Raw genomic sequence first — 23258 nt, 5'->3', positions numbered from 1 at the left:
CACAAAATAACTGGGATTGATTGATGCAGAACAAGTTAGGAGAGGTGCTGGCGCAGGCTGGAGTAGTGCCGGTACTGGTAATCGACGACGCGAAAGAGGCATTGCCACTGGCCCAGGCCCTGGTCGAGGGAGGGTTGAATGTGCTGGAGGTGACCCTGCGCACAGAGGCCGCGCTGGCGGCTGTAGAGGAAATCGCCAGGCACTTGCCAGACGCACATGTGGGCACGGGCACTGTCCTGAACGCGGACGACCTGCGCCGCTCTGTGAATGCCGGTGCGACATTTATGGTGAGCCCGGGTGCCACTGAGAAATTGCTGGATGCAGCCGAGGATTACGCGGTACCCCTGTTGCCCGGGGCGGCCAGTCCGTCTGAGGTAATGCGTCTCTATGAGCGCGGCTATCGCTACCAGAAGTTTTTCCCGGCCCAGGCCGCCGGCGGCGTGCCGATGTTGAAATCCATCGGTGGACCAGTTCCCCAGGTACAGTTCTGCCCAACCGGTGGCATCGGTCCGGCAAATGCGGCGGATTACCTTGCTCTGGCCAATGTGGTCTGTATCGGTGGTTCCTGGATGGCCTCACCGACGCTGGTGAAAGACAAGAACTGGAGTGAGGTGACACGGCTTGCCCGTGAGGCTGCGACGCTGGCCAACTGACAAATTATGCTGGCGGGACTCGAGACAGCCCGCCGTGAGATACGCAGGAACAAATTCAATAATCGAGGCTTGGGATATGAAAATCAGAATTGCGATCAATGGCTATGGCCGCATCGGGCGCAACGTTACCCGTGCGATCTACGAATCGGGTTACAACGACAGGCTGCAGCTGGTGGCCATCAATGACCTGGCTCCGGTGGAATCCAATGCGCACCTGACTCGCTTCGACACCATTCACGGGCGTTTCAACACGCCAGTCAGTGTTGAGGGTGATGCACTGCTGATCGGTGGGGACCGCATCCAGGTGTGTCAGGAGCGGGATCCGGCCCAGCTTCCCTGGAAGGACCTCGGCGTCGACCTGGTGCTCGAGTGCACCGGTCGTTTTACTGGCAAGGAAGCGGCTTCTGCGCATATTGCCGCAGGTGCCAAGGCGGTATTGATTTCCGCTCCTTCGAAGGATGCAGACCTCACTGTGGTTTACGGCGTAAATGACGACAAGCTCACCGCCGAGCACACGGTAGTTTCCAATGCCTCCTGCACCACCAATTGCCTGGCCCCGGTGGCCAAGGCGTTGCATCGCGAGCTGGGTATCGAGCGCGGCTTCATGACTACGGTGCATGCTTATACCAATGACCAGAACACGCAGGATGCGGTGCACGCGGATATCTATCGCGCCCGTGCCGCGGCGGACAATATGATTCCGACCAAGACCGGTGCTGCTGCAGCGGTGGGCCTGGTGCTGCCGGAGTTGAAAGGTCGTCTCGATGGTATGGCTGTCCGGGTCCCGGTTAGCAATGTATCCCTGGTGGACTGCCAGTTCATCGCCGGCCGTGACACCACCGCCGAGGAGGTCAACCAGATCATGCAGCAGGCTGCGGAGGCGAGCGGCGGCGTGCTGACTTATTGCGACCAACCCCTGGTTTCAATTGATTTCAATCACACTACTGCTTCCAGCCATTTCGACGCCAACCATACCCGGGTGAGCGGCAACCTGGTGAAAGTGATGGCCTGGTACGACAACGAGTGGGGATTCTCGCATCGCATGCTGGATACCAGTCTCGCCATGGCCGAGGCACTCAAGCTCAGGCAGGCCGCTGCAGAGACAGCCTGAGGCCGGCAGCAGCAGTAACAAGTCCGCGTAGCGGTAACTACAGTCTTTGGAAAACGACAGTCTCTATATGATCCGACACACAAAAATCGTTGCCACGCTCGGTCCCGGCACAGACAAGCCTCATGTAATCGAGGAGATGATCCGTGCTGGCGTCAATGTGGTGCGCCTTAATTTCTCCCACGGCAGTGCCGACGACCATCGGCGTCGCGTCGATGAGGTACGCAGTGCCGCGGCCGCCCAGAACCGCCTGGTGGCGGTTCTGGGAGACCTGCAGGGGCCGAAAATCCGCATTGCGCGCTTCGCGTCGGGCAGTGTCTGGCTGGAGAATGATGCCGAGTTCACCCTCGATGCGGACTGTCCGCCCGAGGGCGGGGATGAATATCGCGTTGGTGTCGACTTCCCCTCATTGATCGAGGACTGCCAGGCAGGCAATGTGCTGTTACTGGATGACGGCAAGATCCGCCTGGAGGTAACCGGGACAACACCCACCAAGCTGTTCTGTCGTGTCCTGCAGGGCGGCAAGCTCTCCAATAACAAGGGTATCAACCTGCTGGGCGGTGGCCTGTCCGCACCGGCACTCACGGAAAAAGACTATCGTGATATCAAGCTGGCGGCAGAACTGGACGTGGATTTTCTCGCGGTCAGTTTCCCCCGTTGCGCGGCGGATCTGGAAACTGCGCGTGCCGCCATGGAGGAGGCCGGGAGCCAGGCGGCAATTGTCGCCAAGGTGGAGCGGGCTGAAGCAGTTGCGGACGACGAAACCATGGACAGCCTGATCCTGGCCGCCGATGCGATCATGGTGGCCCGTGGTGACCTGGGTGTGGAGATCGGGGACCCGGCACTGATCGGTGTGCAGAAAAAACTGATCAACCGTGCCAATGCCCTTAACCGCGGTGTTATTACCGCCACCCAGATGATGGAGTCCATGATTACCAGTCCCACGCCCACGCGTGCCGAGGTCATGGATGTGGCCAATGCAGTGCTGGATGGTACGGACGCAGTCATGCTGTCCGCCGAGACTGCGGCGGGTGATTATCCGGTGGCGGCAGTGGAATCCATGGGAGAGGTGATCGTGGGGGCCGAGCAATACCTGGGTAGCGTGCCGCGCCCGGTGGTTGAGCGAGGGGCATCTGATCGTATCGACACCGTGATTGCACAGGCTGCTATCGACGCGGCGGCACGAGTGGAGAACCTGTGCGCTATCGCGGCCCTGACTGAATCAGGCCGCACGCCGCGTCTGATGTCGCGGGCCACGACCCGGCTGCCGATCTACGCCCTGACCCGTCACCCGCGGGTGGCACGACAGCTGGTCCTGTTGCGAGGAGTGGAGCCGGCCGAATTCGACCCGGCGCCGGTGCCGCTGGGCCACCTGACCGAATCGATTATCGAGGTGCTGAACTCCCGGATCGACCTGCAGAAGGGCCAGCGTATCCTGATTACCCAGGGCGAGCGCCTGAACGTGGGTGGCCACACCAGCTCCATGCGGATCAAAGAGATTGAGTAATTCTTGATCGCTCTTCCCGGCCGGGTGCAAAAGGATTTGCGCCCGTTTGGCCCTGCTATTCAATGTTTTCGACGAAAAACCTGCCGTTTTACCTCCCTCCGGGTTTACCTGCATCAGTTTTGCCTGCCGCTTTTCCCTGTTTGTAAGTGACTGAGGCAACAAGAATTTTTATTCGGGATGTACGTTATTTGGGCGGTTTCTTGCCCGGATTGGCCGGAATTGACCGCTGTTTTACCCGCGAAGCAGTAGCTTTTTAATTTCTTTGTGTGTATCTTCGATAACTGCAGATGACAGCGCTATCATAAAACGGAATGACAGCGCTATCATTTAGGCGGTACAAGGTGAAAAAATTATTAACCAGCCTTCATATCAATAAAAAGGAAGGGGAAATTCGATGCTAAAGCGCAATCAACTTGCACTTTCCATTAGTGCGGCCGTGCTCAGTGGTGGCTTGATGTCACCGCTCGCCGTTGCCCAATCTGGCCAGTCCCTTGAAGAGATAACCGTGACTGGTATTCGCGGTTCTCTGCAGGATGCACTCAGTACCAAGCGCGATTCCAATGCCATCGTGGACGCGATCTCTGCAGAGGATATCGGCAAGTTCCCGGACAAGAACGTTGCCGAGTCCCTGCAGCGCGTCCCGGGCGTGACGATCCAGCGCCAGTTCGGTGAAGGTGCGGCAGTGTCTATCCGCGGTGCCGGTAACGACCTGACCCTGACCACCCTGAATGGCCAGAACGTGGCATCCACCGGCTGGTTCGTGCTGGAGCCGGCCAAGCGCAGCTTCAACTATGAGCTGCTGCCGTCTGAACTGGTAGGCGATATCGAAGTCTACAAGAGCTCCCAGGCAGACCTGGCCGAGGGCGGCGTCGGTGGTACCGTGGTGATCAATACCCGCAAGCCGCTGGACCTCGATGCAATGACCCTGCACGGCGCTGTTGAAGCGTCTTCCCAATCCGATTCCGATTCCACCGACCCGCAGTTCTCAGGCCTGGCCAGCTGGAAAAACGACTCCGAGACCTTTGGTGTGCTGCTATCCGCCGTATCCCAGGAGCGCCAGCTGCGGCGCCAGGGCAACGAGGCGTTCTGGGAGTGGGGCGCAGGCCCGGTGGCATTCGAGCAGGAGCGTAACCGCTCTGCGATTAACGCCACTTTCCAGTACCAGCCGACCGAGCGCCTGGATATCGTTTTCAATGCCATCGACATGCAGATGGAAGCGGACAATACCAACTATGCACTGTGGCTGACCCAGGGCAACTGTGGCTGGTGTGGTGTAGAGGTTGACCCGGCTGACCAGCTGAATGGCACCACTGCCCGCGGGCCGCTGAACGTCGCCTTCCTGCAGGCCCGGCCTCGTGAAGCGACCATGAATTCTGATGTGTTCGACCTGTCCACCACTTATTCCGGTGACTCATACGAACTGAGCTTTCAGGCTGGCCGCACCACGTCCAGTGGCGGTACGGATTTTGAGATGGTAGTGGACGATGGCTCCGGTGGTACCCCGATCCCGGGTGGTACTTACGATTTCTTTGGCGGTGGCCAAAGCTGGGACCTGAATGGCTTTGACCTGGCTTCCTACGACCCGGGTTCTGTCGCCATGGGTACCGGGGCTAACTTCAACGCTACGCCGAAGACCGATGAGGAGTCTTACTTCCAGGCGGACGTCGAGTTTGATGTTGAGCTGGGCCTGATCAACAGCATCAAGACCGGAATCAAGACTGCCGACCACAATGCCACCAGTCGTCGCTACGAGTTCCTGCAGGATCCGGACTTCGACACGTCCATTTCCACTGCGGAAGTGCTCGATGGCACCATCGACGCGGGAGCCGGCGGTTACTCTATCCCCAAGCTGGACGCCGGTGCGCTCAAGGCCTGGGCACGCTCCTCCATCGTGGGCAAGATCGAGGATCTTGGCTCCTACAGCGAGATTGACGAGACCAACGACGCTTTCTACGTAATGGCAAACTATGCCGGTGACCGGGTACGGGGCAACTTCGGTCTGCGCTATATCGCGACCGATGCCACCTCCACCTATTACCTTGACGGGCAGCGCACCGAGACGGGTGCGGACTACTCGGAGCTCCTGCCAAGCTTCAACCTGGCCTACGACCTGACAGACGAGGTCATCCTGCGTACCTCTGCCGCCAAGGTGATTGCTCGCCCGCAATACGTCGACATGTACGTGAACCCGAATGTGCTGGGTGCGGACGACGAAATCGACAACAACCAGATCTGGGTAGTGGGTAATGTTGGCCTCGAGCCCTATACCGCCAACCAGTTCGACCTGGGTGTGGAATGGTACTTCGCCGATGGCTCCCTGCTGTCCGGTGCAGTGTTCTACAAGGATGTGTCCAATTTCGTGACCATCAGCGAGTACGCCGCCGATGCCAGCGAGATTCCCTTCGACCTGCCAGCCAGTGAAGAGGCATTCGGCTGGATGGTACAGGAGCTGGATAACGGCGAAAGTGCTGACATTACGGGTATCGAGCTGGGCTACCAGCAGGATTTCGGCAATGGCTTCGGCACCATCGTGAACTACACCTGGACTGACACCTCGACTGCCGAGGATACCTTCACCGACGGTAACCCGTTCCTGAGCGACAGCTCCGAGAATGTCTACAACTTGACCGGTTACTACGAGAATGCCATGTTCTCGGCGCGTATCGCCTACAACTGGCGCAGTGAGTACATGATTCGTGAGTCCGGTTCCTACGGAAACCGCCTGCACGATGACTTCGGCAGCCTCGACCTGAGTGCCGTCTGGCACGCGACTGACAATGTCGATGTAAAGCTGGATGTCAACAACCTGCTGGCCGAGGAGTCTGTACAGCTGGGTAACAATGCCGAGCAGGCGCCGGGCAGCGGCTTTACACCGGGCTTCCCGCTGTACGAGTACGAGACTGCTCGCCGGGTGAACCTGGGCGTTTCCGCCAGGTTCTGATCCGGAATCTGGTAGTATTGGTGGTAACGGAAAAGGGAAGTTTACGCTTCCCTTTTTTCGTATGAAAAATATACTAGCGGATCATCCGACAGAATAACTAAGTAACATTGATGGTGTTGTATGACTAATAAGCAGTCACCCAAGATTGTTCCCCTCCAGAGCGACGCTCACCGTGACCTGAAGGTGCGTGAACTGGGTAGTTTTGGCCATGTCAAGAACAGTCACATGGTGCCGGTCACGGCCCACGAGTTTACCCGGCTGGGAGCCGAGTACCCGATCGTATTTGTAAAGAACTCTGAAACCGGCCAGTTCCAGTCAGTTGCCCTGCTGGGCCTGAAGGTCGGCGAGAACCTGTTCGTGGATGGTGATCGCTGGCAGGGGGTCTTCGTGCCTGGCAGTATCCGCAATCACCCCTTTGTGCTGGCGCCGAGTGGCCAGGGCGAGGACCAGCTGGTCGTGGGCATCAATGAGGACAGCTCCCTGGTCAGCAAGGAAGAGGGCAACCCTCTGTTCGAGGAGAACGGGGAAGAGAGTGAATACCTGAAGGCCAAGAAAGAGTCGCTGATCCATTACCTGGAGAGCGACCAGATCACCCGTGCCTTTGTCCAGGTCCTGGTCGATAAAGAGCTGTTGACCCAACAGTCCGTTTCGGTCAATGCGGGCGAAGAGAAAATCAATCTCTCCGGCCTGTATATCGTCGACGAGAAGAAGCTCAATGAGCTGGGTGACGAGGACTTCGCGGATTTCCGTAAGCGTGGCTTCTTGCCCGCACTCTATGCCCAGCTGGGCTCACTGCATCAGCTGTCAAAGCTCGCCAAGATGCAGGCCGGCGCCTGATCCGCCAGCCTGAATCAGCTCATGGACAAAAGTCACGCGTCCGGTGAAATACGACATGTGCTGGTAGTTGGAGGGGGCACGGCCGGCTGGTTGTCGGCGTGCCACCTCGCTCGCAGGCTTTCCCCGGATAATCCCGATGGTGTCCGCGTCACGTTAATCGAGTCCGAAAATATCCCCACCATTGGTGTCGGTGAGGGCACCGTGCCTGCCATCAGGCAGAGCCTGAATTACCTCGGTATCAGTGAAAGCGAGTTTATCCGCGAGTGTGATGCCACCTTCAAGCAGAGCATCAAGTTTGTCGACTGGGTGCGATCCCCGGGCCAGCCTGGCCGGCGCTACTATCACCACGTGTTTGATTACCCCGACAGTCACGCTGGCGACCTGACGCCATACTGGCTGGCGCAGGATGGGGCTGTTCCTTATGTGGATGCCGTTTCGGTGCAGGGCAGGGTCTGTGACCGGGGACTGGCGCCCAAGGATATTACCCAGCCCGAGTACCAGGGATATACCAGTTACGCCTATCATCTGGACGCAGCCAAATTTGCCCGCCTGCTGACCCGGCACGCAGTGGAGAAACTGGGGGTACGGCACCTGACCGGCAATGTACTTCGGGCCAGGCTGGCTGAAAATGGCGATATCGCAGCGGTAGAAACCGATAAACACGGTGAGATTTCCGCAGACCTCTTTGTCGACTGCACCGGGTTTTCCTCCCTGTTGCTCGGGCAGGCGATGCGGGTCCCCTTCACGGATAAGTCTGGACAACTGTTTGCCGATTTCGCCCTTGCGGCCCAGGTGCCCTATGGCGAGGAGCGTGCACCCATACCCAGCCACACCATCGCCACAGCGCAGGAGTCTGGCTGGATATGGGATATCGGCCTGCCGCACCGCAGGGGGACTGGATATGTCTACTCCAGTGCCCATACGGATCACCAGAGGGCGGAGGATGTGTTTCGCCAGTACCTGGGTAGTGCCGGTGAAACGGCGCAGGTACGCCGTATTCCCATGAAGGTAGGTTACCGGGAGCGCTTCTGGCAGGGTAACTGTATAGCCATCGGGCTCTCCCAGGGCTTTGTCGAGCCGCTGGAGGCGACGGGGATCCTGGTCTACGACGCGACGGCGCGGATGCTGGCGGATACCTTCCCGGCCAACCGGCACGTCATGGGTATTGCTGCGGACCAGTTCAACCGGCACACGCGCAACGCCTGGGACCGGGTTATCGAGTTTATCAAGCTCCACTACTGTATTTCCCGCAGGGACGACAGCGAGTTCTGGAGGGATAATCGCGATCTTGCATCCATCCCCGACAGTTTGCTCGAGAAACTGGAGCTCTGGCGGTTCCAACCGCCCACCGGGTATGACTTTCCCAGCAAGCTGGAAATTTTCAACCTGCCCAACTACCTGTATGTGCTTTACGGCATGGAGTACGGCACCTCCTTGAATACTATCCGTGGCCGGTACGGCGCGGGGGGGCAGGCAAACGCCCGTTTTGCCGAAATCGCGCAGCTCGGGCAACAGTTGTGTGAACACCTGCCGCAGCACCGCGAGCTGATCGAGAAAATCTCCCGCTTTGGCCTGCAGGCTGTCTAGTCAAAACTATGTCCGTAAATCCCATGAAAGTGATCAACATTGTCGGCGGGGGATCTGCCGGCTGGATGACGGCCATCTACCTGAACCGTTACTTCAACCAGGCCCGGAAGAATTTCTCGATCAATGTCATCGAGAGCCCGGATATCGGGGCAATAGGTGTCGGTGAAGCCACGGTCCACAGTATTCGCTTCTTTTTCGCCGCCATGGGGCTGGATGAAAAGGAGCTGATGGCCGAAACCAATGCCACGGTCAAAACCGGCATTATGTTCCGCAACTGGAAAAAACCGGTCGGGGCCAGGGTCCATGAGTACTTCCACCCCTTTGACCAGCAGCAGCCGGGGGGATCGATCGATATTTCCTCTGCCTGGCTGCTCAGTGATCGCGCCGGTAGTGAACGCTACGATGAAGCTGTCAGTATCAATTCCCACCTGATTACCGATGGACTATGCCCCAAGGCCCCCAGGTCGCCCGATTTTGGTGGCGTCACGCCCTACGGATATCACCTCGACGCCACCCTTATGGGGCGCTTCCTGCGGCGCAAGGCGGTCGAGGCGGGGGTCAACCATATTGAGGCGACGGTTTCCGATGTCGTGGTTGGCGATGGGCAGATCCGGAGCGTTGTGACTGACTCCGGATCAATTTCCGGGGATCTGTTCGTCGACTGCACGGGTTTTCGGGGACTCCTGATCGACCGCCTGAAGGCCGACAACTGGGAGTCCTTCGCAGATGCGCTGCCCTGTGACAAGGCCGTTGCGATCCAGAGAGCCCTGCCTGGGGACGGGCGGCCACGCCCCTATACCGTGGCCACCGCCCTCGATCACGGCTGGGCCCGGCAGATTGACCTGACCAGCCGCCAGGGCTGCGGTTATGTCTACGACAGCAAACGACTCACTCCATCCCAGGCTGAAGCCGAGTTGCGTGACTTCCTGGGGCGGGATTCAGAGTTCCTCAGCTGCAACCACCTGGACAAGCGTGTTGGCCGGCGGCAGGACTGCTGGGTGGGCAATTGTGTCGCAGTGGGGCTCGCCGGAGGTTTTATCGAGCCGCTGGAATCCACCGGGCTGCATATGATTCACCTGGGGGTTGGCCTGCTGGCAACGCACCTCGCCGGGGGAATGGATGTGCCCCCGCTGCGGGAGGCCTACAACGCCAGGATGCGCGGTTTCTACGAGGACCTGAAGCAGTTTATTGTGCTGCACTACGCGCTGACTGACAGGGACGATACGGCGTTCTGGCGTGCGGCAGCGTCAACATTGTCCCGTTGCCCGTGGCTGGAGCAACAACTGCGGGTCTGGGAGCACAAGATCTGCGAGCACCAGGACTTTGCCGGCAGTTTTGCCAGTATCTTTACCGACATGAATTATCGCTATGTTCTCTATGGTATGAACCGCTACCCCCGCCTGACGATGTCGCTCGATGAGCGTGATTCGATGGGGATATTCTCCCGCTTTTCCGCCCAGGTGGGCCAGGTATTGCCGGCGTGCCAGACCCATGAGCATTTTCTCGAGACGGTGCGCCAGGACATGGCCGGAGGTGACGGTGTTCAGTAAGCGCCGCTCCGGCTCCTTCCTCTGGGTCTGGTATACCGGGCTGGCCCTGTTCTATGCCGTATGGGCCCTTGTTGTTTTTGGCCAGGGAAAGCTGGACGTTGCGCTCGAGCACTGGCCCATGGCGCTGGCCATGGCCTTCGGCAGCTATGCAGCGGGTTCAACCCCCATGGGAGGTGGAACCGTGGGGTTCCCGGTACTGGTGCTGCTGTTTGATATGCCCGCCAGCCTGGGGCGGGACTTCAGTTTTGCGGTCCAGTCGATCGGGATGGTGAGTGCCAGCCTGTATATCCTCGCCCGGCGGCAGCCCCTTGCCTGGGCGATGCTGCGAGGCGCATTGATGGGGGCGCTGGTGGCGACGCCGGCCGGTATCCTGTTGTTTGCCCCGCTGGTGCCGGATCTCTGGGTCAAGCTGGCTTTCGCGATCCTGTGGGGGAGTTTCGGTATCCTGCACCTGTATCGCCTGCGGGAAATTACCGCCCACGACCACACCGGTGACCCGGATTGCCCCCTCGACTTCCGGGTGGGCCTGCTGTTGGGCGGGCTCGCGGGTTTCAGTGCGGTGGCGGTGACCGGGGTGGGGATCGATATGGTGATCTATGCCGCACTGGTGCTCCTGAGCCGGGTAGATCTCAAGGTGGCCATTCCCACGTCGGTGGTGATCATGGCGTTCTCCTCTGTGGTTGGTGTTGCAGTGAAATCGCTGGCTGGCGACTGGCAGCCCGACGTCTTCGGTAACTGGCTGGCGGCGGCACCGGTGGTCGCCCTGGGGGCACCGCTGGGTGTGCTGGTGGTGAGCCTGATCGGAAGGCGGCCGACCCTGCTGGTGGTGGCCTTGCTGTGTGTGGTGCAGTTCGTCTGGACCTGTGTGGCGGAGCGGGCGACATTGGGTGTAACAGGTATCCTGGCTGCGATCGTGGCACTCCTGCTGTGCCTGGCTGGCTTCGAGTGGCTGCGAACGCTGGGCCTGCGCCGCGAGGCCCGGCGCCACTCCCGTGCTCGGCGCGCCGGCGGGCCGGATAAGGAATCCCCGGCAGGGCTACCTGTGGCGGGGCTGGCGATGGAAAGTCGCTGACCACAGGCGCTCCGATCACTGAAAGCGGCTCGACAGGGCCGCTTTTTTTATGGGCGTTTTCCCCATAGTGCGTCACGGGGCGAAAAAGGCGAAATAAGTGCAGTGCACCGGCATCGCGACGTGCGCAAATCGATGCGTGAACCTGCGCCTTACCCTCCGATCACAAGGGCCGCCCCTACAGGACGCTTGCGTAGGGGCGCACCTTGTGTGCGCCTGGCCAGGCTCGAGAAAACCCGGGATACAGGGGTGCATAGCGCCGGGTGTTTATACCGATGCGGTGAAACTGGAGATTGGAGAGAGAGGAAAATGGCTGGGGCGGTAGGATGAGCTTCGCCTGTCGGCTCGCTGGTCTCCGGCGGCTGCGCCGCCTGCGGCTCGAACCGGTCTTGTTCCGGAGGTGTGTATGTGTCTCGAGCGGGAGGGGGGAAAATGGCTGGGGCGGTAGGATTCGAACCTACGCATGACGGGATCAAAACCCGCTGCCTTACCGCTTGGCTACGCCCCAGTTACAGGGATGCGAGAATGGGTACTCGCAAGTTGAAAATGGTAGCAAGGGGGAGACTTGAACTCCCGACCTCAGCATTATGAGTGCTGCGCTCTAACCGGCTGAGCTACCTTGCCACTGTCTTTCAATGTGTGTCTCGGCTTAACCGAGGGCGCGCATTATCGGGCGCCGGGGAGGGGCTGTCAACCCCCGATTTTCGTTTCTTTTCAGTAAGTTAGCGAATTGGGCGATTTATATGCGGTCGCTGCCAGCCGCTGTCACAGGGCGCCTGTCGGGCTGCGACCGCCGGGCGTGAAATGGTCAGCGTCCGCGCCCGATTGCCGCGAACAGGGAGCCGCAAACCACCACGCCTGCACCCACCCAGCTCACCCAGTTGAGGGTCTCCACTTCAATATAGTCCGGCCAGACGGTGCCGATGGCGCTGCCGATCAGCAGTGTCATCAGGGGCACCAGGGCAAGGGTGGCGCTCACCCGGGAGGCCTCCCAGTTCCCCAGCGCCTTGGTAAAGGCGCCGTAGGCCACCAGGGTGTTGACGGTCAGGAACAGGAGCAGGGCCCATTGCACCGGGTCCAGGCCGGTTACGCTCAGCGGGTCTGCGCCGGGCAGGAAGCACAGGGTGCCGGCGATGTAGATCAGCACCAGCAGGTCCTGTGCGCGGGCGCGGGACAAAATCTTCTTCTGGAAAAAGCCATAGACGGCCCAGCCAACCGCGGCCAGCACAAACAGCGCCAGGCCCAGCAGGTAGTCGGCGTCCTCGCCACGCAGCAGCTCTGGCAGCCTCTGGTTAAAGAACAGCGGCAGGCCTACCAGTACCATCAGCACTCCCAGCCACTGGCGCGGGGAAAAATGCTCACCCAGCCAGATGACGCTGGAGGTGAGCAGTAGCAGGGGCGCCAGCTGGATGACGATCTGGGCCGCGCCCGGGGTGATAAAGCGCAGGCCTGAGGCGTACGAGAGGTAATTGGTCAATAGCCCGGCCACTGCCAGGAGGGTGAGGGGCAGCAGTGAGCGTTGGAACAGCTGGCGCAGGTTCAGTCGACGTTTCCACTGGTAGTAGCCACCCGCCAGCACAGCGGCGCCGGCAAAGCGGAACCAGGTGGCCGTGGTGGCCGAGATCTCGTCCAGCAGTCCCTTCAGGGCAATGGGCAGGAGGGCCCACATAAACGCGGTAATCAGGGCCAGTGGCAGGCCGATGCGCCAGTTGGATTCCATCATGGGCAGTTACCGGGGCGGTTGCGCCGGCTGCGGCCGGCAGGGAGAGAGTGGCCCGCCGCGCTGGGGGCGGCGGGCACGGGGTCAGACGTTGAAGCGGAAGTGGATCACGTCGCCGTCTGCAACCACATAGTCCTTACCTTCCAGGCGCCATTTGCCCGCCTCCTTGGCACCGGCCTCGCCGTTGTGGGTGACATAATCGTCATAGCTCACCACCTCGGCACGGATAAAGCCTTTCTCGAAATCGGTGTGGATCTTGCCGGCGGCCTGGGGCGCGGTGGCTCCCAGCGGGATGGTCCAGGCGCGCACCTCTTTCACGCCAGCGGTGAAGTAGGTGTGCAAGCCCAGGAGGTCGTAACCGGCGCGGATCACACGGTTCAGTCCCGGTTCTTCCATGCCGAGCTCCTCCAGGAACTCCTGCTTTTCGTCGTCGTCCAGTTCGGCGATCTCGGCTTCCAGCTTGTTGCAGATCGGGACCAGCACGGCATTCTCTTCAGCGGCGATGGCGGCCACGGCGTCCAGGTGTGGGTTCTCCTCAAAGCCATCCTCGTCCACGTTGGCGATGTACATGGTGGGCTTGACGGTCAGGAGGCTCAGCTCCCGCAGGTTAGCCAGCTCATCATCACTGAGGCCAAAGGAGCGCAGCGGCTTGGCCTCATCCAGGTGCGGCAGGATCTTCTCCAGCAGCGCTTTCATCTTGATGGCGTGCTTGTCCTGTCCCTTGGCTGCGCGGGTATAGCGCTGAAGTGCCTTTTCCACTGTATCCAGGTCGGCCAGCGCCAGTTCGGTATTGATGACTTCAATATCGGCCACCGGGTGCACCTGGTTGGCCACGTGAATTACGTTATCGTCCTCGAAGCAGCGCACCACGTGGGCGATAGCGTCGGTTTCGCGGATATTGGCCAGGAACTTGTTGCCCAGGCCCTCACCCTTGGAGGCGCCGGCAACCAGGCCGGCGATATCGGTAAATTCCATGGTGGTGGGGATTACCTTCTGCGGTTTGACGATCTCCGCCAGCTTGTCGAGGCGCGGGTCGGGCACCGGTACAACGCCGGCATTCGGCTCGATGGTGCAGAAGGGGAAGTTCTCGGCGTCGATGCCCGCCTTGGTGAGGGCGTTGAACAGGGTGGATTTGCCCACGTTGGGCAGGCCGACGATACCGCAAGTAAAGCCCATGGTCTGGTTCCTGTTTGCTCATTCAGCGATGGGTCGCAGCTGCACCCATGCGGTGGATTGTGTCCGGGAAATCGATCTGGTGATCTATTTGGCGGCCGCTTTGGTGGAGTGCAGTTCTTTCATGGCGGCGCCCCAGTCGCCCGCGGCGGCTGTGGGGGTAATGTCCACGGCCCGGTCGATGGCTTCTGCCAGTTGTTCCTGTTCGGAGCGCGGGGCCCGTTGCAGGACGAACTTGACCACTTCGCGGGCGCTGCCCGGGTGACCGATGCCCAGGCGCAGGCGCATAAAATCGCGGCTGTTGCCCAGGGCGGAAATGATATCCCGCAACCCGTTGTGGCCGCCGTGGCCGCCGCCGGATTTCAGGCGAGCGGTGCCCGGTGGCAGGTCCAGCTCGTCATGAGCGACCAGGATGGCTTGCGGGGGAATCTTGAAAAAGTTCGCCAGCGGGCCTACTGACTGGCCGCTGCGATTCATATATGTGGTGGGAATCAGCAGGCGAATATCCTGCCCACCGATACGTACCCGGCCGGAGAGGCCGTGGTACTTGCTGTCCTGCGCGAGCTGGACGCCGTAGCGGCGTGCCAGCTCGGTGACATAGTCGGCACCGGCGTTGTGGCGCGTCCGGTCGTACTCGGGACCCGGGTTGCCGAGCCCCACGATCAACTGGATGGGCGTGTCCGGTGCCTTCGACAAAGCGCTTACTCTTCGCCGCTTTCGCCTTCGGCCGCTTCGCCTTCGCCTTCTTCGGCTTCAGCTTCAACAGCGCCGCGGGGCTTGTGCACAGAAGCAACTACCAGGTCGTGGTCTTCGCCGTGGCTCAGGTCCACAGACTCGACGCCGGCCGGCAGTTTGATGTCGGAGATGTGGATGGTACCGTCCAGTTCCAGGTCCGCCAGGTCCACTTCGATGAACTCCGGCAGTTTGGAAGCCGGCGCGCTGATGTCCAGCTCGGTCAGGGTGTGGGAGACGATACCGCCCGCCTTGACGCCCTTGCAGGTGTCTTCGTTCAGGAAGTGCAGCGGCACTTTCAGGTGAACCTTGGTGTTGGCGGATACGCGCTGGAAGTCGGCGTGCAGCAGGATCTGCTGGGCCGGGTGACGCTGCAGGTCACGCAGGATCACGGTCTCTTTCTTGCCTTCGATATCCAGGGTCAGGACGGAGGAGAAGAAGGACTCGCTCTCCAGGGCCTTCCACATTTCGCGGGCCAGGATGGAGATGGAGGCGGGCTTGGCCTTGCCGCCGTAAACGATGGCGGGTACACGACCTTCCTCGCGACGCAGGCGGCGGCTCGCACCTTTCCCTTCGTCGCTGCGGACGTTGGCGTTCAGGATGAAATCAGACATGGGTTAGACCTCTGGTTGTCTGTCCAGAGCGACCTGCGACCGGACCGCCCTGGCATTGCTAAAAGATGGGCCCGCAATCAATACGGTTGGGCCCAATAGTAAACGCCCGGCCATGGCCGGGCGGGCGCGTATTCTAAGGGAATCGCCGCGGCAGCGCCAGTAGCGGTGCCCCCTTGTTTGTCAGTATCCCGGGATCGCCGGGATACGGTCCCGTCAGGAGCGGAACATGGCTGACAGGGATTCCTCATTGCTGATGCGGCGCACGGACTCGGCCAGCATGGCGGACAGGGTGAGCTGGCGAATCTTGGGGGCCCGCTGCATCTTGTCGCCCAGGGGGATGGAATCCGTGACCACCAGCTCATCCAGCACCGAGTTGTTCAGGTTGTCGATTGCCGCCCCGGAGAGGACCGGATGGGTGCAGTAGGCCACCACTTTCTTGGCGCCGTGCTCTTTCAGGGCATTGGCGGCATTGCACAGGGTGCCGGCAGTATCCACCATGTCGTCCACCAGCAGGCAGGTGCGGCCGTTGATTTCACCAATGATGTTCATCACCTCGGCGACGTTGGCTGCGGGGCGGCGCTTGTCGATGATCGCCAGGTCGCAGTCGAGGCTTTTGGCCACCGCCCGGGCGCGCACGACGCCGCCAATGTCCGGAGAGACCACTGCCAGGTCTTCGTACTTCTGGCGCTCGATATCATCCAGCAGCACAGACGAGCCGTAGACGTTGTCTACAGGTACGTCGAAGAAGCCCTGGATCTGCTCGGCGTGCAGGTCCACGGTCAGAACCCGGTCGATACCGACGCTGACCATCATGTCTGCCACGACCTTGGCAGAGATGGGGACGCGCTGGGACCGCACGCGGCGGTCCTGCCGGGCGTAGCCGAAGTAGGGCACCACCGCGGTGATACGGCCGGCGGAAGCGCGGCGCAGGGCGTCCACCAGCAGGATCAGTTCCATCAGGTTGCGGTTGGTGGGCTGGCAGGTGGACTGGACTACGAAAACGTCGCGGCCCCGTACGTTATCGGTGATTTCCACCGCAATTTCGCCATCCGAAAAGCGTTTCACCACGGCCTCGCCGAGGGGGATTGCCATCTGGTCGACAATTTTCTGCGCCAGTTCCGGGTTGGCATTGCCGGTAAAGACCATTAAGTCAGCCACTGCGTGTACCTTTTGATCCGATGATTGTTGATGTGGTTGAAGTTTAGATGCCTGCGATTGTGAAAGCTTGTAGCGCGCAGTAGCGTCACCTTTATGCTGTGGCGGCACAGGCGCCGCGGGGGAATTTGAACATCAGTTCCGCACGGCACCGGGGGGTACCGCTTACAGGCCAGTCTGGCAAGCCTGTCATTGTCCAGCGAAAACACAGACGTTTCCGCTGAAGCTGAACAGTGGCTGGGGCGGTAGGATTAGCTTCGCCTGTCGGCTCGCTGGTTTCCGGCGGCCCTGCCCGTGGACTCGTTCGTGCTCGGGGCTTCGCCCCGCCGTCCGTTTACTTCTACTCCGGCGCCCAAACTTGCTTCGCAAGTTAGTCGGCTCGAACCTGTCGAATTCCGGAGCTTCGATCCGCTGCGTGCGAATCGGAAAATATGGCTGGGGCGGTAGGATTCGAACCTACGCATGACGGGATCAAAACCCGCTGCCTTACCGCTTGGCTACGCCCCAGTGGTTCGCGACCGTCAATCAGCTGGTCACCTTCGCGAGTTGCTCGTGGACAGGGGAGGTATTCACCCCTGTCGCGGCAAAGCCTAGCCATCCGGCCGGTAATTGGCCCAGTACCCGTTGTGCCTTACCGGCATCCTCGAACGCTGCGAAAACGCAGGCCCCGGTGCCCGTCAGTTGCGCACTGGCAAACTGCTGCAGCCACTCTCTGGCCGCGCGCACCTCGGGATAGAGCTCTTCAACCAGGGGCTGGCAATCGTTGCCGGAATGTCTTTCCAGCCAGTGACCGTCAAGCCGCCTGTCGCGAAGGTGCGGTAATGTAATTGCGGCGGAATCTCTTGTCAAACGGGGGTGCCGGAAAACCGCTGCGGTACTGACGGAACAGCCCGGTATTACCACAACATAGTGCCGGGTTTCCGTGTGTACGGGGACCAGCTCTTCTCCCACACCCTCGGCCCAGGCAGTGTGGCCGCGGACAAAGACGGGCACATCGGCGCCGAGTTGCTGCCCCAGGTCCGCCAGGGTGTCGATGGAGAGCCCACATCCCCAGAGGTGGTTGAGCCCCAGCAGGGTGGTCGCTGCATCACTGCTGCCGCCGCCAATGCCACCGCCAAGCGGCAGGCGCTTGTGGAGGTGGATATGTACGCCGTTACTGGCGCCGCAATGTTCGCGTAACAGCAGCCCCGCCCGGAAGATCAGGTTGTCCTCAAGGGGGATGTTGCCGGCGTCGCCACCATCGGATGACAGCGTGATGTCATTGTCTTTCGTGCGGGTGAAAGCCAGTTCATCGCCGAAATCCAGGAGCTGGAACAGGGTCTGTAGCTGGTGGTAACCGTCGCTCCTGCGGCCGAGGATACGCAGCAGCAGGTTAAGCTTGGCGGGAGCCGGTAGTACCAGGTCTGCCGGCGGCCGGGTGATCTGTGACTCTTCCTGGGGCATAAGGAGCGGGCAATGCCTGTGTGGTAAAAGGCGCAATCATAGCGCCTCCCGAACCACGGCGCATGCGCCGGGAGTCAGGTCTGCCACTCCTTGATGACCAGGGTTACTTTCACCGGTCCCGCGGCCTGGTTGGTGCGGGCCTTGATACGGGTGGGCAGTGTGTAGCGCCCAACCCGCTGGTAATCACTGAACTCCAGCTGCCAGCCGGCCTGCTGGAGGGCTTGTAGCTGGCCCGCGGTATCACGCTTCTCGCCGGCCGAGCCGCCCGGTGCCGGCAGTCCCCGGACCCAGTAAAACATCTCTCGTACCGGGAGGGGCCACCCCAGCATCTGCTGGGTGAGCTGGGCCGGGTTCGAGGCGCGCATGGGCGGTTCGCTGCCCCGTTTCAGGCTGACACTCCCCGGGTTACCCGTGATCACCGTGGCGCCGGCCCCCAGGGGGCCGCTCAGGTGAATGCGGTAGTTGCTGTCTGACTGCTGTTGCCAGTTGATATTGGCGCTGCCGTTGTCCGTGGGGGAGCGTACCCCCAGCTTGCCGGCGATGGTGAAACTCTGCAGTTGCTCAACCGGCTGGCTGCCGGTACCAGGTACCGGGAGGCCGGTTCCCTGCTGTCCGGCGCAGGCGCCCAGCAGCAGTGCCACCAGTACGGTGGCGAGGTGTGGGAAAGGGAATTGCCCCCTGTCAGCTATCCGAAACATGCTGCTCCATGGCTTCTCTGATCCGCAGCCGCTCCATCGCAGCCGGGATGATCTTGCTCTCCGGGTTGATCTCGAGGCCGCGCTCCCAGACTTTTACTGCCTGTTCGCGATTGCCCTGCATCCAGAGTACCTCGCCCAGGTGGGCGGCGATCTCGTGGTCGGGCAGTTTCTCCAGAGCCTGCTCCAGGTACTTGACGGCCTCGGCGTGATTACCCTGACGGTACTCCACCCAGCCCATGCTGTCGATAATGGCCGGGTCGTCCGGACGCAGCTCCAGCGCCTTCTCGACCAGTTCCCGGGCCTCGTCCAGGCGGTCGTCATAGTCCGTCAGCTTGTATCCCAAGGCGTTGAGGAGCGTGGCGTTATCGGGGTCGCGTGCAATCAGTTTGCGCATCCCCTGCTCGAATTCAGTCGCATTGCCCAGCTGTTCATTGACCAGGGCCTGGGTATACAGCAGTCGACCGCTGTCGCCGTGGTCCTGGACAGCCAGGTTGAGCAATTGCAGGGCCTCTTCCGGGCGGTCGTGGCGGCGCAGCAGGTCCACCTCCACCAGGTAAAAATGCTCGGCCTGGTCCGGGTGGCGCTGGCGCAGCTCGGCGAACCAGTCCCGGTTGTCGCTGGAGAGACCGTTGGTTGCCAGCAGCTCGGTGCCGCGCTTGATGGCGTTGAGATAGTCGTTGCCGGGGCCGACCTGGCGGTAGTGGGCCACCGCCTGCTCAAAGTGCTGCTCCTCCTCGGCGATGCCTCCGAGGTAAAAGTGCGCGGCGGATTCGTGCTCCTGCAATTCCAGCAGTCGTTCGAACAGGGGCTTGGCCGCTGCCAGGTCCTTGGTCTCAAAGCGGATCAGCGCCAGTGAGAGGATCAGGTTGCCGTCCCGGGGGCGCTGCCGCACCAGCTCGGTGAACTGCTTTTGCGCCCGCTCCAGGTCCTCGCTCACCAGCAGTCGCGCGTACTGCAGGCGCAACCGGCTCTCCTGCGGGTAGAGACTCACCAGCTTCTCCAGCATGGCAAGGGCTTCCGCCTCCTTCCCCTGGTCCACCAGCAGGTGGGATTCCAGCAGGGGAGGGTCGAGCAGGTCCGGGTGGCGCTCCTGGACCCGCCGCACGATGGCCAGGGCCTGTTCGTAATTTTCTGTCGCGCGCAGCGTCATGGCGTGGGCCAGGGCGGCCTCGGGATTGTCCGGGTACTCCTCCGATAGGCGCCGGAAGGTCGGCTGGACCGACTCGGTCAGCTGCCGGTTCGATACCGCGGTGGCGGCCAGGGACTGCAGTGGCGCATCGCCGCCCAGGGCGAGGGCCAGCTCCGCATGCTCCAGCGCGGTGTCCAGTTGCCCGGCGAGGGTCAGTTCTGCGGTAACAGCCAGTTGGGCCTCGGCATTATCTGGCTCCAGTTCGGCCCACAGTCGGGCAGATTCCAGTGCCGCCCGGCGGGCGTTGAGGAAACGGGCGATGCGCGTGGCCCGCGCTGCGATGCCGGCATCGCGGGTGTGTGCGGCCTGGTGGTAGTAATTGGCCAGGGCAACATCATACTGTTCGCGATTGCCTGCCACTTCTGCGACCAGCAGTGTGTAAAAGGTTTCGATGGGGAAGGCGCGGGCCTCCACCGGCTCCGGGGCAGGGGCTGCGGGGGTGGCATTGGCGCTGGCTGCCTCTCCGGCCGGATTTTCCGCTGTCTGCTGGGGTCCCTGGGCGCAGGCTGCCAACAGGCACGACGCGGCCAGTACGCAGGCCAGTGGGTGTCGGGACAGCGGTCGAATCCGGTGGTTGGGGGAGAGCCGAGGTGCGGGCATAGGGGTATCCATACGTTGGCGCCGCGCCGGGACGGGCGCGGAAAGCGTGATCCGTGTGTCGGTAGCCGTATAATTCTAGTCCCGAATGGCCCTTCGGGCTTTGCTTCCGCCGCCATCCCGGGCAGTGGAAGGAGCCCCGGCGCTTGCAAGGCGGGCTGCGGGGCCTGAAAATGCGCCACCCTGACAGCCGTTGCGACCGGGGTCGGTACGACTGTGGACTGAGACAGTCGGGCGGCCCCACTTGTTCATTGCCAGCGAGAATTTATGCCGATCCTTGCCCTGGGTATCAATCACGACAGTGCTCCAATCGAGGTGCGCGAGCGGGTGGCTTTTGCCCCGCAAGTGATGCCGGCGGCACTGGAAGAGGCGCGCGCCGCGCTCGACTGCCCGGAGCTGGCCATCCTTTCCACCTGCAACCGCACGGAAATCTACGCGGACACGGATCCCGACCAACTGCTGGCATGGCTGGCGGCGTACCACGGCGTGGCGCTGGAACAGCTGCTCGGCTGTAGTTATCGCTACACCGGAGAGGATGCCGTGCGCCACATGATGCGAGTGGCGTGTGGGCTGGACTCCCTGGTACTGGGTGAGCCGCAGATCCTCGGGCAGATCAAGTCGGCCTACGCCGTGGCGCGGGAGTCAGGCAGTGTCAGTAGCCTGCTGCACAGTGTCTTCCAGCAGGTGTTCGCAGTGGCAAAGCGGGTGCGTACGGAAACCGCGATCGGCGAGAACCCGGTGTCCGTGGCATACGCCGCCGTGTCCCTGGCCTCCCGCATCTTTACGGACCTCTCGCGCCAGACTGCACTGCTGGTCGGTGCCGGCGAGACCATCGAACTGGTGGCCCGTCACCTGCTGGAGCAGGGGATAAGCCAGCTGGTTGTCGCCAACCGCACGCTGGACCGGGCCCAGCAGCTGGCCGAGAACCTGGGTGCCGAGGCGATCCTGCTGGCTGATATCCCCGAGCATCTGCCGCGCGCAGATATCGTGATCAGTTCCACCGCCAGCCAGCTGCCGATCCTCGGCAAGGGCGCGGTGGAGACAGCCCTGAAAAAGCGCCGGCACCGGCCGGTATTCATGGTCGATATCGCGGTACCGCGCGATATCGAGCCGCAGGTGGAACAGCTGGATGATGTCTACCTGTACACGGTCGACGACCTGCGCGGTGTGATTGACGAAGGGCGCCGCTCGCGTGAGCAGGCTGCCCGCGCCGCTCACGAAATTGTCGAGCAGGCGGCGGCGGAATTCATGCGCCAATATCGCTCGCGGGGTGCGGTGGAGACTATCCGCTCCTATCGCCAGAAAGCACAGGAAATCGGCGACGCGGAACTGGACAAGGTACTACAGCAGCTGGACAAGGGCGGCGATCCGCGCCGCCTGATGCAGCAGCTGGCGCGTTCCCTGACCAACAAACTGATCCATGCCCCCACGGTGAACCTGAAGCGCGCGGCCGAGGGGGATCCCCAGCGCCTGCGGATTGCGCGGGAAATCATCGGCCTGGAGACCCCGGCCACGTCGGAGCCGCCGGGCGGCAAACTGGAAAGCACCAAGAAGGACGGATGAAAGACTCGTTACTGAATAAACTGGAAAACCTTGTGGAGCGCCACGAGGAGGTTTCCGCCCTGCTTGGCGATGCCGAAATTATCAGCGACCAGGCACAGTTCCGCGACCTCTCGCGCGAGTTCTCCGAACTGGAAGAGGTGGTGCAGTGTTACAGCCGCTACCGGCAGCTGCAGGAGGACATGGCGGCGGCGCGGGAAATGCTCGACGAGAGCGATGCCGAAATGCGCGAGATGGCCCAGGAGGAACTGCGCGAGGGCGAGGCCCAGCTGGAGCCACTGGAGCGCGAGCTGCAGGCATTGCTGCTGCCGCGCGACCCCAATGACCGCAAGAATGTCTTCCTGGAAATCCGCGCTGGCACCGGTGGTGACGAGGCGGCGATATTCTCCGGTGACCTTTTCCGCATGTACTCACGCTACGCGGAAAAGCAGGGCTGGCGTATCGAGATTGTCAGTGACAATCCCGGTGAGCACGGCGGCTACAAGGAAATCATCACCCGCGTCAGCGGCGAGGATGTCTATGCCCGGCTCAAGTTCGAGTCCGGTGCCCACCGGGTACAGCGAGTACCGGAGACTGAGTCACAGGGGCGTATCCACACCTCGGCCTGCACTGTGGCGGTAATGCCCGAGCCGGATGAGCAGGATGCGATAGAGATCAACAAGGCCGACCTGCGCGTTGATACCTACCGGGCTTCCGGTGCCGGTGGCCAGCACGTCAACAAGACCGATTCCGCAGTGCGCCTGACCCATATCCCCACTGGCATTGTGGTGGAGTGCCAGGACGAGCGTTCACAGCACAAGAATCGCGCCAAGGCCATGGCCCTGCTGCAGGCACGGCTGAGCAGCGAGCAGGAGGCGGCCGCCGCGCGGGAGATCTCCGACGCACGGCGCAACCTGGTGGGCAGTGGCGATCGTTCCGAGCGCATCCGCACCTATAACTTCCCGCAGGGGCGCGTGACCGACCATCGCATCGGGCTGACGCTCTACAAGCTTGACGAAATCATGCAAGGTGGCCTGGCAGAGGTGATTGAGCCCTTGCGCACCGAGCACCAGGCTGATCAGCTGGCGGCGCTGGCGCAGTAAAGCCATCCGCGCGGCGGCCGGGTTGTGTATGTCTTGTAACCGC

General features: G+C 61.6%; 18 protein-coding genes and 3 tRNA genes. 10 read left to right on the top strand and 11 right to left on the bottom strand.

All coding sequences use genetic code 11. The features are described from left to right. Positions 1–23: 23 nt before the first annotated feature. From LVD11_RS00775 to LVD11_RS00740, 8 genes are all read left to right on the top strand, one after another. Positions 24–653: a bifunctional 4-hydroxy-2-oxoglutarate aldolase/2-dehydro-3-deoxy-phosphogluconate aldolase gene (locus LVD11_RS00775; protein WP_237054971.1), complete on the top strand. Its 630-nt coding sequence runs from the start codon at positions 24–26 to the stop codon at positions 651–653. 76 nt (positions 654–729) lie between these two features. Further along, the gene (gap, locus tag LVD11_RS00770) at positions 730–1764 is read left to right on the top strand and encodes a type I glyceraldehyde-3-phosphate dehydrogenase (protein ID WP_237054969.1); all 1035 of its coding nucleotides are present in this window, start codon (positions 730–732) and stop codon (positions 1762–1764) included. Between the two features lie 67 nt (positions 1765–1831). After that, positions 1832–3268, top strand: a complete 1437-nt coding sequence (gene pyk, locus LVD11_RS00765) for a pyruvate kinase (protein WP_237054966.1) — start codon at positions 1832–1834, stop codon at positions 3266–3268. 394 nt (positions 3269–3662) lie between these two features. Continuing rightward, the gene (locus LVD11_RS00760) at positions 3663–6209 is read left to right on the top strand and encodes a TonB-dependent receptor (protein WP_237054964.1); all 2547 of its coding nucleotides are present in this window, start codon (positions 3663–3665) and stop codon (positions 6207–6209) included. Positions 6210–6329: 120 nt separating this feature from the next. Next, positions 6330–7046, top strand: coding sequence for a SapC family protein (locus LVD11_RS00755; RefSeq protein WP_237054962.1), 717 nt, complete (start codon positions 6330–6332; stop codon positions 7044–7046). 21 nt (positions 7047–7067) lie between these two features. Continuing rightward, positions 7068–8633, top strand: a complete 1566-nt coding sequence (locus LVD11_RS00750) for a tryptophan halogenase family protein (protein ID WP_237054960.1) — start codon at positions 7068–7070, stop codon at positions 8631–8633. A gap of 23 nt (positions 8634–8656) precedes the next feature. Continuing rightward, positions 8657–10183 (top strand): tryptophan halogenase family protein, encoded by a 1527-nt coding sequence (locus LVD11_RS00745; protein WP_237054958.1) that lies wholly within the window; start codon positions 8657–8659, stop codon positions 10181–10183. Next, the gene (locus tag LVD11_RS00740; RefSeq protein WP_237054956.1) at positions 10173–11255 is read left to right on the top strand and encodes a sulfite exporter TauE/SafE family protein; all 1083 of its coding nucleotides are present in this window, start codon (positions 10173–10175) and stop codon (positions 11253–11255) included. Before LVD11_RS00745 ends, LVD11_RS00740 begins: the two co-directional genes overlap by 11 nt. Positions 11256–11685: 430 nt before the next feature. On the opposite strand, the gene LVD11_RS00735 is transcribed toward LVD11_RS00740, so the two are convergent. The 11 genes from LVD11_RS00735 to LVD11_RS00685 all read right to left on the bottom strand — a co-directional run bounded on the left by LVD11_RS00735 (position 11686) and on the right by LVD11_RS00685 (position 20576). Beyond that, a tRNA-Gln gene (locus LVD11_RS00735) sits at positions 11686–11760 on the bottom strand. A gap of 39 nt (positions 11761–11799) precedes the next feature. Then, positions 11800–11876 (bottom strand) — tRNA-Met (locus tag LVD11_RS00730). 184 nt (positions 11877–12060) lie between these two features. Continuing rightward, positions 12061–12975, bottom strand: a complete 915-nt coding sequence (locus LVD11_RS00725) for a DMT family transporter (RefSeq protein WP_237054955.1) — start codon at positions 12973–12975, stop codon at positions 12061–12063. 81 nt (positions 12976–13056) lie between these two features. Next, a complete protein-coding gene (ychF, locus tag LVD11_RS00720) occupies positions 13057–14148 on the bottom strand; it encodes a redox-regulated ATPase YchF (protein ID WP_237054952.1) in 1092 nt (363 codons plus the stop codon). A gap of 84 nt (positions 14149–14232) precedes the next feature. Continuing rightward, a complete protein-coding gene (pth, locus tag LVD11_RS00715) occupies positions 14233–14841 on the bottom strand; it encodes an aminoacyl-tRNA hydrolase (protein WP_237054950.1) in 609 nt (202 codons plus the stop codon). Between the two features lie 5 nt (positions 14842–14846). Continuing rightward, positions 14847–15491 carry a 50S ribosomal protein L25/general stress protein Ctc gene (locus LVD11_RS00710; RefSeq protein ID WP_237054948.1) on the bottom strand — a complete coding sequence of 215 codons (645 nt, stop codon included), beginning with the start codon at positions 15489–15491 and terminating at the stop codon, positions 14847–14849. A gap of 213 nt (positions 15492–15704) precedes the next feature. Further along, on the bottom strand, positions 15705–16637 hold the full coding sequence (locus LVD11_RS00705; RefSeq protein WP_255775242.1) for a ribose-phosphate pyrophosphokinase: 933 nt from the start codon (positions 16635–16637) through the stop codon (positions 15705–15707). A 441-nt stretch (positions 16638–17078) separates the two neighbouring features. Next, a tRNA-Gln gene (locus LVD11_RS00700) sits at positions 17079–17153 on the bottom strand. Positions 17154–17171: 18 nt separating this feature from the next. Continuing rightward, positions 17172–18089: a 4-(cytidine 5'-diphospho)-2-C-methyl-D-erythritol kinase gene (gene ispE / locus LVD11_RS00695; protein ID WP_237054943.1), complete on the bottom strand. Its 918-nt coding sequence runs from the start codon at positions 18087–18089 to the stop codon at positions 17172–17174. A 74-nt stretch (positions 18090–18163) separates the two neighbouring features. After that, entirely contained in the window at positions 18164–18787 is a 624-nt protein-coding gene (gene lolB, locus LVD11_RS00690) for a lipoprotein insertase outer membrane protein LolB (protein ID WP_237054941.1), read from the bottom strand. Next, a complete protein-coding gene (locus LVD11_RS00685) occupies positions 18771–20576 on the bottom strand; it encodes a tetratricopeptide repeat protein (RefSeq protein WP_237054938.1) in 1806 nt (601 codons plus the stop codon). Before LVD11_RS00685 ends, lolB begins: the two co-directional genes overlap by 17 nt. Before the next feature lie 264 nt (positions 20577–20840). Here LVD11_RS00685 and hemA point away from each other — a divergent pair, with 264 nt between their 5' ends. Both hemA and prfA read left to right on the top strand, forming a co-directional pair. Then, complete coding sequence (gene hemA, locus LVD11_RS00680) at positions 20841–22136, top strand: glutamyl-tRNA reductase (protein ID WP_237054936.1); 1296 nt, start codon at positions 20841–20843, stop codon at positions 22134–22136. Beyond that, positions 22133–23215, top strand: a complete 1083-nt coding sequence (gene prfA / locus LVD11_RS00675; protein ID WP_237054934.1) for a peptide chain release factor 1 — start codon at positions 22133–22135, stop codon at positions 23213–23215. The genes hemA and prfA overlap by 4 nt, the downstream gene beginning before the upstream one ends. Positions 23216–23258: the final 43 nt, after the last annotated feature.

The sequence above is a fragment of the Microbulbifer sediminum genome, from assembly GCF_021729035.1.
GTDB lineage: Bacteria > Pseudomonadota > Gammaproteobacteria > Pseudomonadales > Cellvibrionaceae > Microbulbifer > Microbulbifer sediminum.
This window is presented reverse-complemented; position numbering and strand designations above follow the sequence as displayed.

Coding starts and splice junctions, on each gene's coding strand:
- LVD11_RS00685 (WP_237054938.1), bottom strand. CDS start 20,576: ATGCCCGCACCTCGGCTCTCCCCCAACCACCGGATTCGACCGCTGTCC.
- LVD11_RS00745 (WP_237054958.1), top strand. CDS start 8,657: ATGAAAGTGATCAACATTGTCGGCGGGGGATCTGCCGGCTGGATGACG.
- LVD11_RS00705 (WP_255775242.1), bottom strand. CDS start 16,637: ATGGTCTTTACCGGCAATGCCAACCCGGAACTGGCGCAGAAAATTGTC.
- hemA (WP_237054936.1), top strand. CDS start 20,841: ATGCCGATCCTTGCCCTGGGTATCAATCACGACAGTGCTCCAATCGAG.
- gap (WP_237054969.1), top strand. CDS start 730: ATGAAAATCAGAATTGCGATCAATGGCTATGGCCGCATCGGGCGCAAC.
- lolB (WP_237054941.1), bottom strand. CDS start 18,787: ATGTTTCGGATAGCTGACAGGGGGCAATTCCCTTTCCCACACCTCGCC.
- ychF (WP_237054952.1), bottom strand. CDS start 14,148: ATGGGCTTTACTTGCGGTATCGTCGGCCTGCCCAACGTGGGCAAATCC.
- LVD11_RS00775 (WP_237054971.1), top strand. CDS start 24: ATGCAGAACAAGTTAGGAGAGGTGCTGGCGCAGGCTGGAGTAGTGCCG.
- LVD11_RS00710 (WP_237054948.1), bottom strand. CDS start 15,491: ATGTCTGATTTCATCCTGAACGCCAACGTCCGCAGCGACGAAGGGAAA.
- prfA (WP_237054934.1), top strand. CDS start 22,133: ATGAAAGACTCGTTACTGAATAAACTGGAAAACCTTGTGGAGCGCCAC.
- ispE (WP_237054943.1), bottom strand. CDS start 18,089: ATGCCCCAGGAAGAGTCACAGATCACCCGGCCGCCGGCAGACCTGGTA.
- LVD11_RS00750 (WP_237054960.1), top strand. CDS start 7,068: ATGGACAAAAGTCACGCGTCCGGTGAAATACGACATGTGCTGGTAGTT.
- LVD11_RS00760 (WP_237054964.1), top strand. CDS start 3,663: ATGCTAAAGCGCAATCAACTTGCACTTTCCATTAGTGCGGCCGTGCTC.
- LVD11_RS00755 (WP_237054962.1), top strand. CDS start 6,330: ATGACTAATAAGCAGTCACCCAAGATTGTTCCCCTCCAGAGCGACGCT.
- pyk (WP_237054966.1), top strand. CDS start 1,832: ATGATCCGACACACAAAAATCGTTGCCACGCTCGGTCCCGGCACAGAC.
- LVD11_RS00725 (WP_237054955.1), bottom strand. CDS start 12,975: ATGATGGAATCCAACTGGCGCATCGGCCTGCCACTGGCCCTGATTACC.